This window comes from Stenotrophomonas sp. 71799_Sma (assembly GCF_056482505.1).
Genome location: NZ_CM151202.1, coordinates 916123 through 929412, shown reverse-complemented (window position 1 = coordinate 929412; position 13290 = coordinate 916123). Strand labels below are relative to the sequence as shown.

Genomic DNA, 13290 nt, shown 5'->3' with positions numbered 1-13290 from the left:
TCAAAGCGTGCCGACCAAGGTCGGCACCTACCAGGCGTGAGGGCGTGCCGACCGAGGTCGGCACCTTCCCGGCATCACTTCTTTTTCTTCTTGCCCTTCGGCTCGTCCTTGCTGGCCACCACCACCGGCTTGGCGGCAGCATCCTGGCCGTTGCCCTTGGCAACGCGGATGCCATTGGCCTTCATCCAGGCATCGAACTCATCGGCGGTCATCTTCTTGTCGCCGTTGCTCATCAGGAAGCGGTAGCTGCCGCGACCATCCAGCTCCGGGGTCTTCACTTCCACCACCGGGGTCTCGGCCGGCATTTCCGCCTTGGCCACCTTCTTGTGGCCACCACAGGCGGTCAGCAGCACCATCGGCAGCAGCAGGCCTGCGCAGCGCAGGGTTTGGTTGAGGGTCGGGTGGTACATGGGCAGGCTCCGTTCGGGAAATTCAGCAGCCAGACGCCCCCTACGCCTGGAACGGTGGCCGGCAACCGCCGGCCGCGGGCGATGATCAGCCCGGTGCAGCGGCCCCCAGCCGCTGCTGGTCACTGACCTCCAGCACCCGCCACTGGCCCTTGCCGAGATCGCCGAGCTGCAGCCCACCGATCGCGACCCGGACCAGGCGCAGCACCTGCAGGTCGAAGGCCGCCAACAGGCGGCGGATGTGGCGGTTGCGGCCCTCGTCGAGGACCACCTCCAGCCACGCGGTCTTATCGCCGCTGCGCAGCACGCGCACAGCCTGGGCGACGAGGAACTCGCCCTCGTCGTCCACGCCGGCCTGCAGGGCCGCCAGCGTGGCGTCATCGGGCAGGCGGTCGACCTGCACGTGGTAGGTCTTCTGCGGGCCGGTCTCTGGATCGGTCAGGCGCGCGGCCCACTGCGGATCGTTGCTGAACAGCAACAACCCTTCACTGGCCTTGTCCAGGCGCCCGACCGGCGCGATCCACGGCAGGCCGGCACCATCGAAGCAGCGGTACACGGTGTCGCGGCCACGTTCGTCCTGCGCGGTGGTCACCACCCCACGCGGTTTGTTGAGCATCAGGTACAGGCGCTGCGGCGCGCCCATCGGCTGGCCATCGACCTCGATCGGCGGCGCCGGCTGCCCAATCGGGAATTCGGGATCCCGCACGATGCGGCCGGAGACGCGCACGCGGCCATCGGCGATCCAGCGCGCGGCCTCGCTGCGCGAACACACGCCGGCCTTGGACAGCACGCGCGCCAGGCCATGACGGACACCGGCGGCTGTGGCAGCGGGAGTCGCACGCCCACGCGGTGCGTGGGAGCGGGCGGCGGGGGCGGCAGGTGGGCGGCGCGTGCGCAAGCCTCTGCTCCCCGCGGTGCTTACTTCTTGTCGACCGGCTTGGTCTCAGCCGGTGCTTCGGCCGGGGCCGGAGTGGCGGCCGGAGCCGGACGCGCCTTGACCACACGCACGCCACGCGCCTTCATCCAGGCGTCGAACTCTTCGGCGGTCATGCGCTTGCCGTTCTGGCTCATGTCGAAGCGCCAGGGCGTGTTGTCGAATTCGGTCTGCGGCTTGTAGGCCGCCGGATCGTTCGGCTTCACTGCCGGGGCGCTCGGAATGGCCTTGGCGATGTTCTGGCAACCATCGATGCGCAGGCGCTGCAGCACCTGGTCCAGCGACTGCGACGGATCGTAGTTGCTGCTCAGCACGCCGGCCGGCATGCCCAGCTGGTTGCCACGGATGTAGAGCTCGTCGGCCACCGGCGCGATGGTCGTGGCCGGCAACGGCAGCGGCGAGGCGCTGGTGTTGACCGAGCAATCGACCGCAGCGTGGGCGGCGGGAACCAGGGCCAGCGCCAGGAAGGCGGCCGATGCAGAGCGCAGCATGAAGGGCATCCAGGAAAGGAAGTGACGCGGCGAGTTTAGCAATGCCGCGACAGCTTTCAAGCGCCACTTTCAATGAATACGGCAACTCATTGGTTTTACGGATAAAAACCCGACGAACGGTTGTTCCCGGACCGACGGACACGCGGATTCCGGGCTACGGAAACAACAAGACCCGGCCGAAGCCGGGTCCTGCTGTGTCCTACTGGCAGATCGTCAGAACTTAGTTCTGGACGTTCAGCTCGGTACGACGGTTCTTGGCGCGACCTTCCGGGTTGTCCGAACCATCCGGGTTGGTGTTCGGAGCAATCGGACGGCTCTCGCCGTAGCCGATCGGGCCGACCAGGCGACCGGCGTCAACGCCGTTCTTGGTCAGGTAGTTGTACACGGCGGTAGCACGACGCTCCGACAGCTTCTGGTTGTAAGCGTCGGTACCCTTCGAGTCGGTGTGACCGGCAACTTCAACGCGCAGATCCGGGTAACGCTTCAGGATCTCGGTGGCTTCGCTCAGGATCGCCACGGCGTCCGGACGCAGGTTCGACTTGTCGAAGTCGAAGTTGACGCCCTTCAGGTCGATGGAGACCGGCACCGGGCAACCGTCCGGACCGATGGTCTGACCCGGCTGCGAGTTCGGGCACTTGTCGTCGCAGTTGTTGACGCCGTCACCGTCGTCATCCAGGTCGGCGCAGCTCGGGGCAACCGGAGCCGGAGCCGGAGCAGCCGCGACCGGAGCCGGGCCCAGCGGGATCACGACGCCGACCGAAGCCAGCACGTCACCGAACCAGTCTTCCTTCGGAGCGGCAACGCTCTGGTCGTCGAAGTCAGCGCGGTAGGCCACTTCGGCGCGGACAGCAACGCGCTTTTCGAAGGTGGTCTGCAGGCCGACGCCCAGCTTGGCGGCAACGTTGCCGTCCTTACGCTGGCGCGGACCGTTGGCATTCAGCGCCGGGTACTCTTCTTCCGACTTCTGGTAGCCCAGGCCACCGACGATGTACGGGTTCCAGCCGCGGCCTTCCTTGATGAAGTGGCGACGCAGGTCCAGCGAGACGCCGTACTGCGACCAGTTCAGGTCCTTGTTCGAATCGAAGTTCGGGTTCTGATAGTTCAGCTCACCGTCCAGCGACCAGTTCGGGCTGATGAACTTGCCCAGGCCCAGGGTCACGAACGGAGCGTCATTGGTCAGACGGTCGCTGTCCTGGAAGTTGAAGCCGGCCGAACCGGTCAGGTACCAGCGGTCATCGAACTCCTGCGCCGAAGCTGCCTGGGCAAAAGCCAGGCCGCCCAGCAGCGCGGCAGTAAGGATCTTCTTGTTCATTGAGTACAGCTCCTATTTCGGGGGTATGAAACCGGTAGAGGCATGGGCCAGCACAAGTGCGTCGATGTACGACAGCCGATTCAGCACGCCACCGCCGCGAACATTATGCTCAGGCGGGTGAAGGCCATGTTAACAGTCCCGTAACATGTGAAGTGTTGCGCCCGACCGTCCGCCGGTCCGACGTTGAAACCCTATACAGGATGATGAAAATCCGCAAGACCCTCACGCTGCAAGGGTTTGACGGGGTTTAGGCGGGGAAAACGACATATTGCGCGGCGCGCTGCATCAAACGGTTCAGCGCGTCTGCGGAAACGTGAGGAACCTTATGATGGAGCCACGAACCCAGCCGGAGCCGTGATGAAAGCCGTCGCCCTGAGTCGTGAATCCGCCCCTGCCCTGTGCGATATCCACCTGCCTCCGCCGCTGCCTCCCCGGGGCCGTGACCTGCTGGTCCGGGTCGAGGCGGTTTCAGTCAACCCCGTCGATGGCAAGCAGCGTGCCAGCACGGATCCGGCCACGCTCCAGGCACCCCGCGTGCTGGGTTGGGACGCTGCCGGCGTGGTCGAGGCAATCGGCGACGAGGCGAGCCTGTTTGCCTCCGGTGACGAGGTTTATTACGCAGGCGATGTCACCCGCCCCGGCTGCAATGCGCAGTACCACTGGGTGGATGAACGCCTGGTCGCGCGCAAGCCAACCACGCTGGATTTCGCTGAAGCCGCAGCGCTGCCGCTGACCACGCTCACCGCCTGGGAGCTGCTGTTCGAGCGCATGCCGCTGCGGCTGGACGATCGCCGCCACGCCGGCCAGCACCTGCTGGTGATCGGCGGTGCGGGCGGGGTCGGCTCGATGGCAATCCAGCTGGGCCGCCATGCGGGTTTCGAGGTGATCGCCACGGCGTCGCGCGAGGCCTCGGCCGACTGGTGCCGGCAGATGGGTGCCCGGCACGTGATCGACCATCGGCAACCACTTCAGGCCCAGCTGCAGGCGCTGGGCATCGACACGGTGCAGGTCGCACTCAACCTGGCCGACACCGATCACTACTGGGACGAACTGGGCCTGCTGCTGGCGCCGCAGGGACATGTAGGCCTGATCGTCGAGCCGCGTGGGCCGCTGCGCATCGGCGATCCCTACAAAGCCAAGTGCATCGGCATCCACTGGGAGTTCATGTTCGCGCGCTCGCGCTTTGCCACTGCCGACTGCATCGAGCAGCACCGCATCCTCAGCCGCACGGCCAGCATGATCGATGCCGGCCAGCTGCGCGGCACCCTCAGTGAAAGCCTGGGCCCGATCAATGCGGCAAATCTGGACATCGCGCATCAGCGCCTGGCCAGCGGACGCACGGTGGGCAAGCTGGCGCTGGCAGGCTGGGGCGACTGAGCCAGGCTGGAACGCCGATGTAAAGCCGAGCCCATGCCCGGCCGTGCGGTCTGATCGTAGCGTCGAGCGTGCTCGACTGATTCATCAGGAGCAGTCGAGCACGCTCGACGCTACTGTAGCGGCGGATTGGTCGGCATCTGTATCTATGGAAGTGACTGAATCGGGATTACGGTGGAAACAGATTCTTCTCCCCCGAGACCGCCATGCCCACCGCCCTGCCCTTGCGCCTGCTGCAACTGATCACCGGCCTGTTCCTATACGGCTTCGGCGCCTCGCTGATGATCCGTGCGGCCATCGGCGTGGCGCCCTGGGATGTCCTGTCACAGGGCATCGCCGCGCAGACGCCGCTGTCGTTCGGCCTGGCGACCAATGTCATCGGCGCACTGGTGTTGCTGCTGTGGTGGCCGCTGCGGCAGAAGCCGGGTGTAGGGACCGTGCTCAACGTGATGCTGATCGGCCCCTCCGCGCAGTTCGGGCTATGGCTGCTGCCGCCGGCCGTCGGCCTTGGCTGGCAGCTGGCAATGTTCTGCGCCGGCATGCTGCTGGTCGCGCTGGCCACCGGCCTGTACATCGGCGCCAGGCTTGGCCCTGGCCCGCGCGACGGCCTGATGACCGGCCTGCATGCCCGCACCGGCTGGCCGATCTGGAAAGTGCGCAGCCTGATCGAGGGCAGCGTGCTGCTGCTGGGCTGGTGGCTGGGCGGCAATGTTGGGCTCGGCACCCTCGCCTTCGCCCTGCTGATCGGTCCGCTGTGTGGTGTCACGCTGGGCTGGTTCGGGATCGGTCGCACCCCGGTAGTGCCGGCCGCTGGCCGGCAACCGCAAGCACCCTGATCTGCCCAGGATGCCGGCCAGCGGCCGGCACTACCCCCCGGAGTTCGGGGGGAGCGCCGCAGGCGCGGGGGCGTGGAGGCCGGTAAGTGGGGCCCGCGGTTCGCGCAGCGAATTGCGGGAGCGACAGCACGCATGTGCCGAGCGTACCCGGCCAGCGGCCGGCACTACCCCCCGGAGTTCGGGCGCAGCGCCGCAGGCGCGGGGGCGTGGAGGCCGGTAAGTGGGGCCCGCGGTTCGCGCAGCGAATTGCGGGAGCGACAGCACGCATGTGCCGAGCGTACCCGGCCAGCGGCCGGCACTACCCAAAGGCCGGCCCTTGCCCCGGCCGCCGTTTCGCGGCACGCTTCGCGCTTCCGTACGCAAGCGTATCGACAATGTCGCCAGCCAACGAAAGCGCCTACCCCCATCTGTTCGCCCCGCTGGACCTGGGCTTCACCCAGCTGCGCAACCGCGTATTGATGGGCTCGATGCACACCGGCCTGGAGGATCGCGCCCGCGACTTCCCGCGGCTGGCGGCCTACTTCGCCGAACGCGCCGAGGGCGGTGTCGGCCTGATCGTCACCGGCGGCTTCGCGCCGAACGTGGTCGGCTGGCTGAAGCCGTTCGGCGGCAAGCTGTCCTGGCCCTGGGAAGTACGCCCGCATCGGCAGCTCACCGCCGCCGCGCACCAGCACGGCGCGAAGATCTGCCTGCAGCTGCTGCATGCCGGCCGCTATGCCTACCACCCGCTGTCGGTGGCGCCGTCGAAGCTGAAGGCACCGATCAACCCGTTCACCCCGCGTGCGTTGTCGGCCAGTGGCGTCGAGCGCCATATCGCCGACTACGCACGCAGCGCGAAGCTGGCCCGCGAGGCTGGCTACGACGGTGTGGAAGTGATGGGCTCGGAGGGCTACCTCATCAACGAGTTCATCGCCCCGCGCACCAACAAGCGCACCGACCGCTGGGGCGGCGATGCGAACCAGCGCATGCGCTTCGCGGTCGAGATCGTGCGCCGCATCCGCGAGGCCTGTGGCCCGGACTTCATCATCATCTACCGCCTGTCGCTGGTGGACCTGGTGGAGGACGGCAGCAACTGGGAGGAGATCGTGCAGCAGGCGCAGGCCATCGAGGCCGCCGGCGCGACGATCATCAATTCCGGCATCGGCTGGCACGAAGCCCGTATTCCGACCATTGCCACCTCGGTGCCGCGCGCCGCCTTCGCCGGGGTCACCGCCAAGCTCAAGCCGCATGTGAAGGTGCCGCTGGTGGCGACCAACCGCATCAACATGCCCGACGTCGCCGAGCGCATCCTCGCCAGCGGCGGTGCCGACATGGTGTCGCTGGCGCGTCCGCTGCTGGCCGACCCGCAATGGCCGAACAAGGCCCGTGCCGGCCGCGCCGAGGCAATCAACACCTGCATCGCCTGCAACCAGGCCTGCCTGGACCACGTGTTCGAGAACAAGCTGGCCAGCTGCCTGGTCAATCCGCGCGCCGCCCACGAGACCGAGCTGGTCTATCGCCCCACCGCCACGCCGAAGAAAGTTGCCGTGGTCGGTGCTGGCCCGGCAGGCCTGGCGTGTGCCACCGTCGCTGCCCAGCGCGGCCACCAGGTCACCCTGTTCGATGCCAACGAGGAGATCGGCGGCCAGTTCAACGTGGCCAAGCGCATCCCCGGGAAGGAAGAGTTCCACGAGACCCTGCGCTACTTCCGCCACACGCTGGCCGAAACCGGCGTGCAGCTGCGCCTCGGCACCCGCGCCGATGCCGCCACCCTGGCCGGCTTCGACGAGGTGGTGCTGGCCACCGGCATCACCCCGCGCAAGGTCGACTTCCCCGGCGCCGACCACGCCAAGGTGGTCAGCTACCTGGACGTGCTGCTGGGCCGGGTTGAAGTGGGCACCAATGCGGCGATCATCGGCGCCGGCGGCATCGGCTTCGATGTCGGCGAGTACCTCAGCCACGCCGGTGAGTCCCCCTCCCTCGATCCGGAACGCTGGATGGCCGAATGGGGCGTGGACAGCGCGTTCGAGGCCCGCGGCTCGCTGGGCCGGCCCGAGGTCGAGGCATCACCGCGTCGGCTGTGGCTGCTGCAGCGCAGCCCGGGCAAGCCCGGCGCGCGACTGGGCAAGACCACCGGCTGGATCCACCGCGCCACGCTGAAGGCCAAGGGCGTGCGCATGCTCGGTGGCGTCGAGTACCTGGGCGTCGATGACGAAGGCCTGCGCATCCGCGTGGAAGGCAGCGAACAGCTGCTGCCGGTCGACCATGTGGTGATCTGCGCCGGGCAGGTACCGAATCGTGCATTGCAGGCCGAACTGCAGGCCGCCGGCATCAACGCGCAGCTGATCGGGGGTGCCGATGTAGCGGCCGAACTGGACGCCAAGCGGGCCATCGACCAGGGCAGCCGGGTCGCCGCCGCGCTCTGATGAGCGCCTGAATGGGGGGCGGAATGTGATTTCCGTCACCCCTGCCGAACCTGAATGTCAAGCCGAGCGGTTCACGATGCGTTCGGCTATCCCCCCCTACCTTGCGCCATCTTTCCGCTCACCAGCCAGTTTCCGGTGAGCCGGCGCAGCCCCTCGATCGGTACTGATCGTTTCTTTTGGGGCTGCCCACGGGGCGGCCCCGATGGCCGCCTCCCCATGACGCCAAGTCGTACCCCGCCTCCTGTCGCCCCCGCGGCCGGAACCGGAGCGTGCGGCCCATACGGAGCAAGGAGTTATATGAAACTGGCCTGGATTCTCTGGCTGTCGCAGTTGTTGCCTCAGCCGGCCGCTGATTCATTGTGTTTGAGCACCACCGTTTACCTGGAAGCCCGCGACCAGACCCTGCGTGGCCAGCAGGCCGTCGCCGAGGTCGCCCTGCGCCGCCTCGACAGTGGCCTGTGGGGCGACTCCATGTGCCAGGTGGTCACCGCGCGCAAGCAGTTCGCACCGACCATCGTCTCGCCCGGCACCCAGCTGGGCAATGATGCGGCCTGGAGCGAGGCGATGAACGTGGCCTTCGACGCCGAGCGCAACTGGGCGCTGCCGGCCGGCGAGCGCCGCGAGATCGTGCCCGGTGCCAGCCACTTCGCCGCGCTGTCCATTGCCAGCCCGAACTGGCGCAATGCCTACCAGGTGGCCACCATCGGCGATCACACCTTCTATAAGGTGCAGAACCTCAAGCCACGGCAGTCGTAACGATCCGTGCTGGCGGCAGCGTTGCCGCCCGCCGCCAGGCTCTGGGATAGTGGGCGCTTCCCGCCCGCATCACCTGGAGTTCCCATGAAGCTGTACAGCAAGCCCGGTGCCTGTTCCACCGCCGACCACATCGCCCTGCAGTGGACCGGCCAGCAGTTCGAGGTTGAACTGCTGAACAAGGACACCCTGAAGGGCCCGGAATTCCTCAAGATCAATCCGGCCGGTGCCGTCCCCGCACTGGTCGACGGCGACTTCGTGCTGCTGCAGAACGCCGCGATCATGGGCTATATCGCCGACAGCTTCCCGCAGGCCGGCCTCGGCGGCGACGGCAGCCCGCGCCAGCGCGCCGAAGCCACCCGCTGGCTGGCCTTCGTCAATTCCGATGTGCATCCGGCCTTCTCGCCGCTGTTCGCGCCGGGCAAGTTCATCGCCGACGAGAGCCAGTTCGATGCGATCCGCGCCGCCGCGCACAAGCGCCTGCGCGCCCTGTTCGAGACCGCCGACAAGCAGCTGGCCGACAAGCCGTGGCTGGCCGGCTTCCGCAGCTTCGCCGACCCGTACTTCTACATCACGCTGCGCTGGGCTGCTGGCACCAAGGTCGACCTGTCCGGCCTGGACAACCTGGCCGCCTACAAGGCGCGCATGGATGCCGATGCCGGCGTGCAGGCCGCGCTGAAGGCCGAAGGCCTGGCCTGAGCCAGACCATGGGTCGGAGCCGTCTGCACAGCAGACGGCTCTGCCCCCATCGGTGCAATCGCCACACTCAGCCGATCTGGCGGATCACTTCGCCCTTGGCATCGCGCAGGTAGGTCGGCACCACTTCGATGCGCAGCGCCGCCGCCACCGGGTAGATGCCGCGCTCGGCACGCACGCCCGCCAAGGCTTCCAGACCCGTCTCGTCCAGTGCCCAACGCGCGCTGTCGGCCGATACCTCGCCGGTTTCACCGCGCGCGGCCGGAATGAATTCCCACTGCCGCTCGCGGCTGACCAGTTCCAGCGATTTGCCGTGGCGCAGGCGCAATGGCAGCAGCTCGCACACGCTGGCCACCTGGCCCGCACCGAGCACCAGGGTGGTGACGCCCGCCTCCTGGCGCCAGTCCAGCGTCTCGATGAACAACATGCCGGTGCTGGAGCCCTCGCGCTCGCTGCCGGCCTGCACCTGTGCGGCCAATGCCGGATCCTCCAGCAGGTTGCCGCGATGCAGATCGCTGATCCACAGCGGCATCGCCGGTTGCAGCGCCTGCAGCACGCCGCGCGTCGACCAGCGCTTGACCGCTTCCATCTCCTCATCGGTCAGCCCGACCAGCTGCAGGAACTGCAGGTGGCCATTGGCAGTGTCGCGTGCGGGTAACTGCGGATCTGCGACGAAGGCCAGATGGCACAAGCGCGTGTTGGTCTCCAACGCGATCGGGCCGTTGGCATTGAGGTGGTGGCCATCCTCGAACACGTTGCCACTGCCGAACACATAGCGCGCCAGGTTCTGCAGCAGGTTCATCGGCCACACCGGCGGCGTGCTGCCGGCGTTCTCACCGACGTCGGCAGCGAGGCGGAAGGTCAGCTCGAAACCATAGCCGCTGGCGGTGGCATCACTGCTCTCCTTGGCGTACAGCTCGGAGAAGCCGTAGGTGATGTAATGCCAATGCGGTACCGGCGCATCCGCCCAGTACACGCTGATGCCATCCAGCGGATCCTGGCCACCGAGCGTGTACGGAAGCGCGGTGCCGTAGTGACGCGGCTCCTGCCCGGCATACAGCGGCGTCAGCGCCGCATTGATCGCGTCCCAGCCGGGGGTATCGGTGTCGTCGTGGTCGTCCTGCACGCGGGACTCCTTGTGGGGAAGTGAACCGATCACTTTACGCGGTGGCTCAGGCCTGCACGACCTCGCCGCCACCATTGACCACGGCCGCCTGGGTCTCCTGCCACCAGCGCTGCGCCAATGCCGGGCTGCGCGCCTTGCCCACCGCCGCCAGCAGTTCCGGGCACAGGCGTTCCAGTGCCAGCGCATCGGTGCAGCGTTCGATCTTCAACTGCATGAAATAGCCCTTCAGGCCCAGATGCCGACGCACGGCCTCACTCATCGCGTCGTACAGCTGCTGGTACAGCGCCGGGTCCTGTTCACGGCCGGTGCTGATGCTGCGCGTCGGTGCGGTTTCGACACTTCCGCCGATCACTTCAATCAGGCCCTGCGCGGCCAACTGCTCCAGTGCATCCGGCGGTGCCCGCAGGCCTTCGAACAGGCCGCGCAGTTCAGTGTCATCGCGATGGCCGTCGACCATCAGCAGGATCGAACGCAGTGCCGCCGGCAGACGCCGACCACGGTCTTCGATTTCCTGACGGCCAGCAGCCGTCTTGGCGTGCAGCAATGCCATTGCTTCCCCCTCCCTCGATGCGCAATGCCTGCGCGCCCTTGAGGGCACGCTCCCCTGTGTGCCATCCCCGGACGGCACGCGCCTTCCCCGGCGCGCACCGCGTGTTGCAGGTCGATGACAGGCCGAGCTTAGCGCAAGTGCTGCGGGTAGTGCCGGCCGCTGGCCGGCAACCTCAGGATTGATGGGGGTGCCGGACAGCGGCCGGCACTACCGGGTCAGCGTCCCAGCGCGCGGCGGATCTCCTCCAGCGCGCTGGGGTCGTCCAGCGTCGACAGGTCACCCGGGTCGCGCTGCTCGGCCAACGCCTGCAGCGAGCGCCGCAGCAGCTTGCCAGAGCGGGTCTTGGGCAAGGCATTGACCACGTGCACATGCGCAGGGCGTGCGACCGCGCCGAGCGAGGTGGTCACCGTGGCCATCATCTCGGCCACCACCGGCGCCGGATCCTCGCCATCCAGCCCCTGCTTGAGGGTGACGAACACCAGCGGCACCTGCCCCTTCAGTTCATCCTTGACCCCGATCACCGCCGCCTCGGCCACGCGCGGATGGCTGGAGATGGCCTCCTCGATCTCGCGCGTGCCCAGGCGGTGCCCGGCCACGTTGATCACATCGTCGGTACGGCCGAGGATGAAGGTATAACCATCGTCGTCACGGATCGCCCAGTCCAGCGAGCTGTACAGCAGCTCCTTGAAGTGGCTGAAGTAGCTCTGCAGGAAACGGCTGTCGTCGTTCCACACCGTGCTCATGCAGCCCGGCGGCAGCGGCGGCGACACCACCAGCACGCCCTTCTGCCCCGGTGCCACTTCCTCGCCGGTGTTCTCGTCGATCACCTTCATCCGGTAGCCGAGATTGGGGAACCCGGGCGAGCCGAAACGCACCGGCTTCATCTCCAGGCCCGGCAGCAGGGTCAGTGCCGGCCAGCCGGTTTCGGTCTGCCAGTAATTGTCGATGATCGGCTTGCCGAGCGCTTCGCTGATCCAGTGCGCGGTCGGTTCGTCCAGCGGCTCGCCGGCCAGGAACAGGTACTTCAGCGCGCCCAGGTCGTGGCGATGGATGAAGTCCGCGTCGTGCTTCTTCAGCACGCGGATGGCGGTGGGCGACGAGAACATCGTGCGCACGTTGTACTGCTCGCACAGCGCCCACCAGATGCCCGGGTCCGGATTCGTCGGCAGCCCTTCGTAGAGCAGCGAGGTACAGCCGCCGATCAGCGGGCCGTACACGTTGTAGGAATGGCCGACCGCCCAGCCGACGTCGGAGGTGGAGAACATCACCTGGCCCGGCCTGCAGTCGAACACCGTTTCCATCGACTGTGCCATCGCCACCGCATAGCCCCCCACATCGCGCTGCACGCCCTTCGGCTTGCCGGTGGTGCCGGAGGTATACAGCAGATAGCTCGGCTCGCTCGCTTCCAGCCACTGCACCGGCACGTCGACTTCACCGATCTGCGCACGCAGCTCGGCGTAGTCCACATCGCGGCCCGGCACGCGTGGTTCGGCGGCATCCAGCCCACGCGACACGATCAGCACGTGCGGCGGTGGCGACGTGGCTTCGGCGCAGGCTGCATCGACCATCGGCTTGTACGGAATCAGCTTGCCACCGCGCATGCCGGCATCAGCGGCGATCAGCAGCTTGGGCTTGGCATCGTCGATGCGCAGCGCCAGGTTGTGCGCGGCGAAGCCACCGAACACCACCGAGTGCACCGCACCGATGCGCGCGCAGGCCAGCATCGCGAACACGGCTTCGGCCATGTTCGGCATGTAGATCACCACGCGGTCACCGTGGCCGACGCCGAGGTGCTTGAGCACGGCGGCGAAGTCGTTCACTTCGCGATACAGCTGGCGATAGGTGATTTCGCGGGTGCTGTTGGTTTCGGTGGAGATGGCGACCAGCGCGAGCTGGTCGGCGCGCTCGGCCAGGTGGCGGTCGACGGCGTTGTAGCAGAGATTGGTTTCACCACCGACGAACCAGCGCCGGAACGGCGGGTTGCTGTAGTCGAGCACCTGCTGCGGCGGTTTGTGCCAATGGATGCGCTTGGCTTCCTCGCCCCAGAAGGCCTCCGGCTCGTCGATCGAGCGACGGTAGGTTTCCTCGTAGTTCATGACGCAGCCCTCCCAGACAAAGTCATGGGTTCGAGGATAGTCCGGCGCTGGCGCGCGGGCCGCCCTACCTTGGTAGGGGGTGGGGTTTTGTTCTGCAGGGCTTGCAGCCCTGCACCTGCAGAATCAACGTCAACGTCAACGTCAAAAGCGGGGCCATTGAGGGATGGCGGGGTGGGTCCGGTTGCGGGGGGCGCCGTAAATCCGTCCATGGAGGCTCGGTCGCCGCGTCCATGCGGCTCACGCCCCCGCAACCGGACCCACCCCGCCTTCGACAGTTTCCTGCGATCTGTCGGAAAGGCGTATTGCTCTG

At 67.3% G+C, this 13290-nt stretch carries 12 protein-coding genes; 5 read left to right on the top strand and 7 right to left on the bottom strand.

Going from position 1 to position 13290, the window contains the following annotated elements; all coding sequences use genetic code 11:
* Nucleotides 1-74: 74 nt before the first annotated feature.
* From ACZK4Z_RS04245 to ACZK4Z_RS04230, 4 genes are all read right to left on the bottom strand, one after another.
* The gene (locus ACZK4Z_RS04245) at nucleotides 75-410 is read right to left on the bottom strand and encodes a hypothetical protein (RefSeq protein ID WP_049463434.1); all 336 of its coding nucleotides are present in this window, start codon (nucleotides 408-410) and stop codon (nucleotides 75-77) included.
* 85 nt (nucleotides 411-495) lie between these two features.
* On the bottom strand, nucleotides 496-1305 hold the full coding sequence (locus ACZK4Z_RS04240) for a pseudouridine synthase (protein WP_125895370.1): 810 nt from the start codon (nucleotides 1303-1305) through the stop codon (nucleotides 496-498).
* 20 nt (nucleotides 1306-1325) lie between these two features.
* Entirely contained in the window at nucleotides 1326-1832 is a 507-nt protein-coding gene (locus tag ACZK4Z_RS04235; protein WP_010483956.1) for a hypothetical protein, read from the bottom strand.
* Between the two features lie 220 nt (nucleotides 1833-2052).
* Nucleotides 2053-3144 (bottom strand): OmpA family protein, encoded by a 1092-nt coding sequence (locus tag ACZK4Z_RS04230; protein WP_010483958.1) that lies wholly within the window; start codon nucleotides 3142-3144, stop codon nucleotides 2053-2055.
* Between the two features lie 357 nt (nucleotides 3145-3501).
* Between ACZK4Z_RS04230 and ACZK4Z_RS04225 the strand changes: the two genes are divergently transcribed.
* The 5 genes from ACZK4Z_RS04225 to ACZK4Z_RS04205 all read left to right on the top strand — a co-directional run bounded on the left by ACZK4Z_RS04225 (nucleotide 3502) and on the right by ACZK4Z_RS04205 (nucleotide 9211).
* Nucleotides 3502-4521 carry a zinc-binding alcohol dehydrogenase family protein gene (locus ACZK4Z_RS04225; protein ID WP_032130481.1) on the top strand — a complete coding sequence of 340 codons (1020 nt, stop codon included), beginning with the start codon at nucleotides 3502-3504 and terminating at the stop codon, nucleotides 4519-4521.
* Nucleotides 4522-4724: 203 nt separating this feature from the next.
* Nucleotides 4725-5354, top strand: a complete 630-nt coding sequence (gene yczE / locus ACZK4Z_RS04220) for a membrane protein YczE (protein WP_032130480.1) — start codon at nucleotides 4725-4727, stop codon at nucleotides 5352-5354.
* 374 nt (nucleotides 5355-5728) lie between these two features.
* Nucleotides 5729-7759, top strand: a complete 2031-nt coding sequence (locus tag ACZK4Z_RS04215; RefSeq protein ID WP_125895964.1) for an NADPH-dependent 2,4-dienoyl-CoA reductase — start codon at nucleotides 5729-5731, stop codon at nucleotides 7757-7759.
* 297 nt (nucleotides 7760-8056) lie between these two features.
* Complete coding sequence (locus tag ACZK4Z_RS04210) at nucleotides 8057-8515, top strand: cell wall hydrolase (protein ID WP_004154513.1); 459 nt, start codon at nucleotides 8057-8059, stop codon at nucleotides 8513-8515.
* A gap of 84 nt (nucleotides 8516-8599) precedes the next feature.
* Nucleotides 8600-9211 (top strand): glutathione S-transferase N-terminal domain-containing protein, encoded by a 612-nt coding sequence (locus ACZK4Z_RS04205; RefSeq protein WP_125895963.1) that lies wholly within the window; start codon nucleotides 8600-8602, stop codon nucleotides 9209-9211.
* Nucleotides 9212-9278: 67 nt separating this feature from the next.
* Here ACZK4Z_RS04205 and ACZK4Z_RS04200 read toward each other — a convergent pair whose 3' ends face one another.
* The 3 genes from ACZK4Z_RS04200 to prpE form a co-directional block, all read right to left on the bottom strand.
* Entirely contained in the window at nucleotides 9279-10334 is a 1056-nt protein-coding gene (locus ACZK4Z_RS04200; protein ID WP_125895962.1) for a suppressor of fused domain protein, read from the bottom strand.
* A 46-nt stretch (nucleotides 10335-10380) separates the two neighbouring features.
* Complete coding sequence (locus ACZK4Z_RS04195) at nucleotides 10381-10884, bottom strand: hypothetical protein (protein ID WP_125895961.1); 504 nt, start codon at nucleotides 10882-10884, stop codon at nucleotides 10381-10383.
* A 215-nt stretch (nucleotides 10885-11099) separates the two neighbouring features.
* The gene (prpE, locus tag ACZK4Z_RS04190) at nucleotides 11100-12980 is read right to left on the bottom strand and encodes a propionate--CoA ligase (RefSeq protein WP_049400974.1); all 1881 of its coding nucleotides are present in this window, start codon (nucleotides 12978-12980) and stop codon (nucleotides 11100-11102) included.
* Nucleotides 12981-13290: the final 310 nt, after the last annotated feature.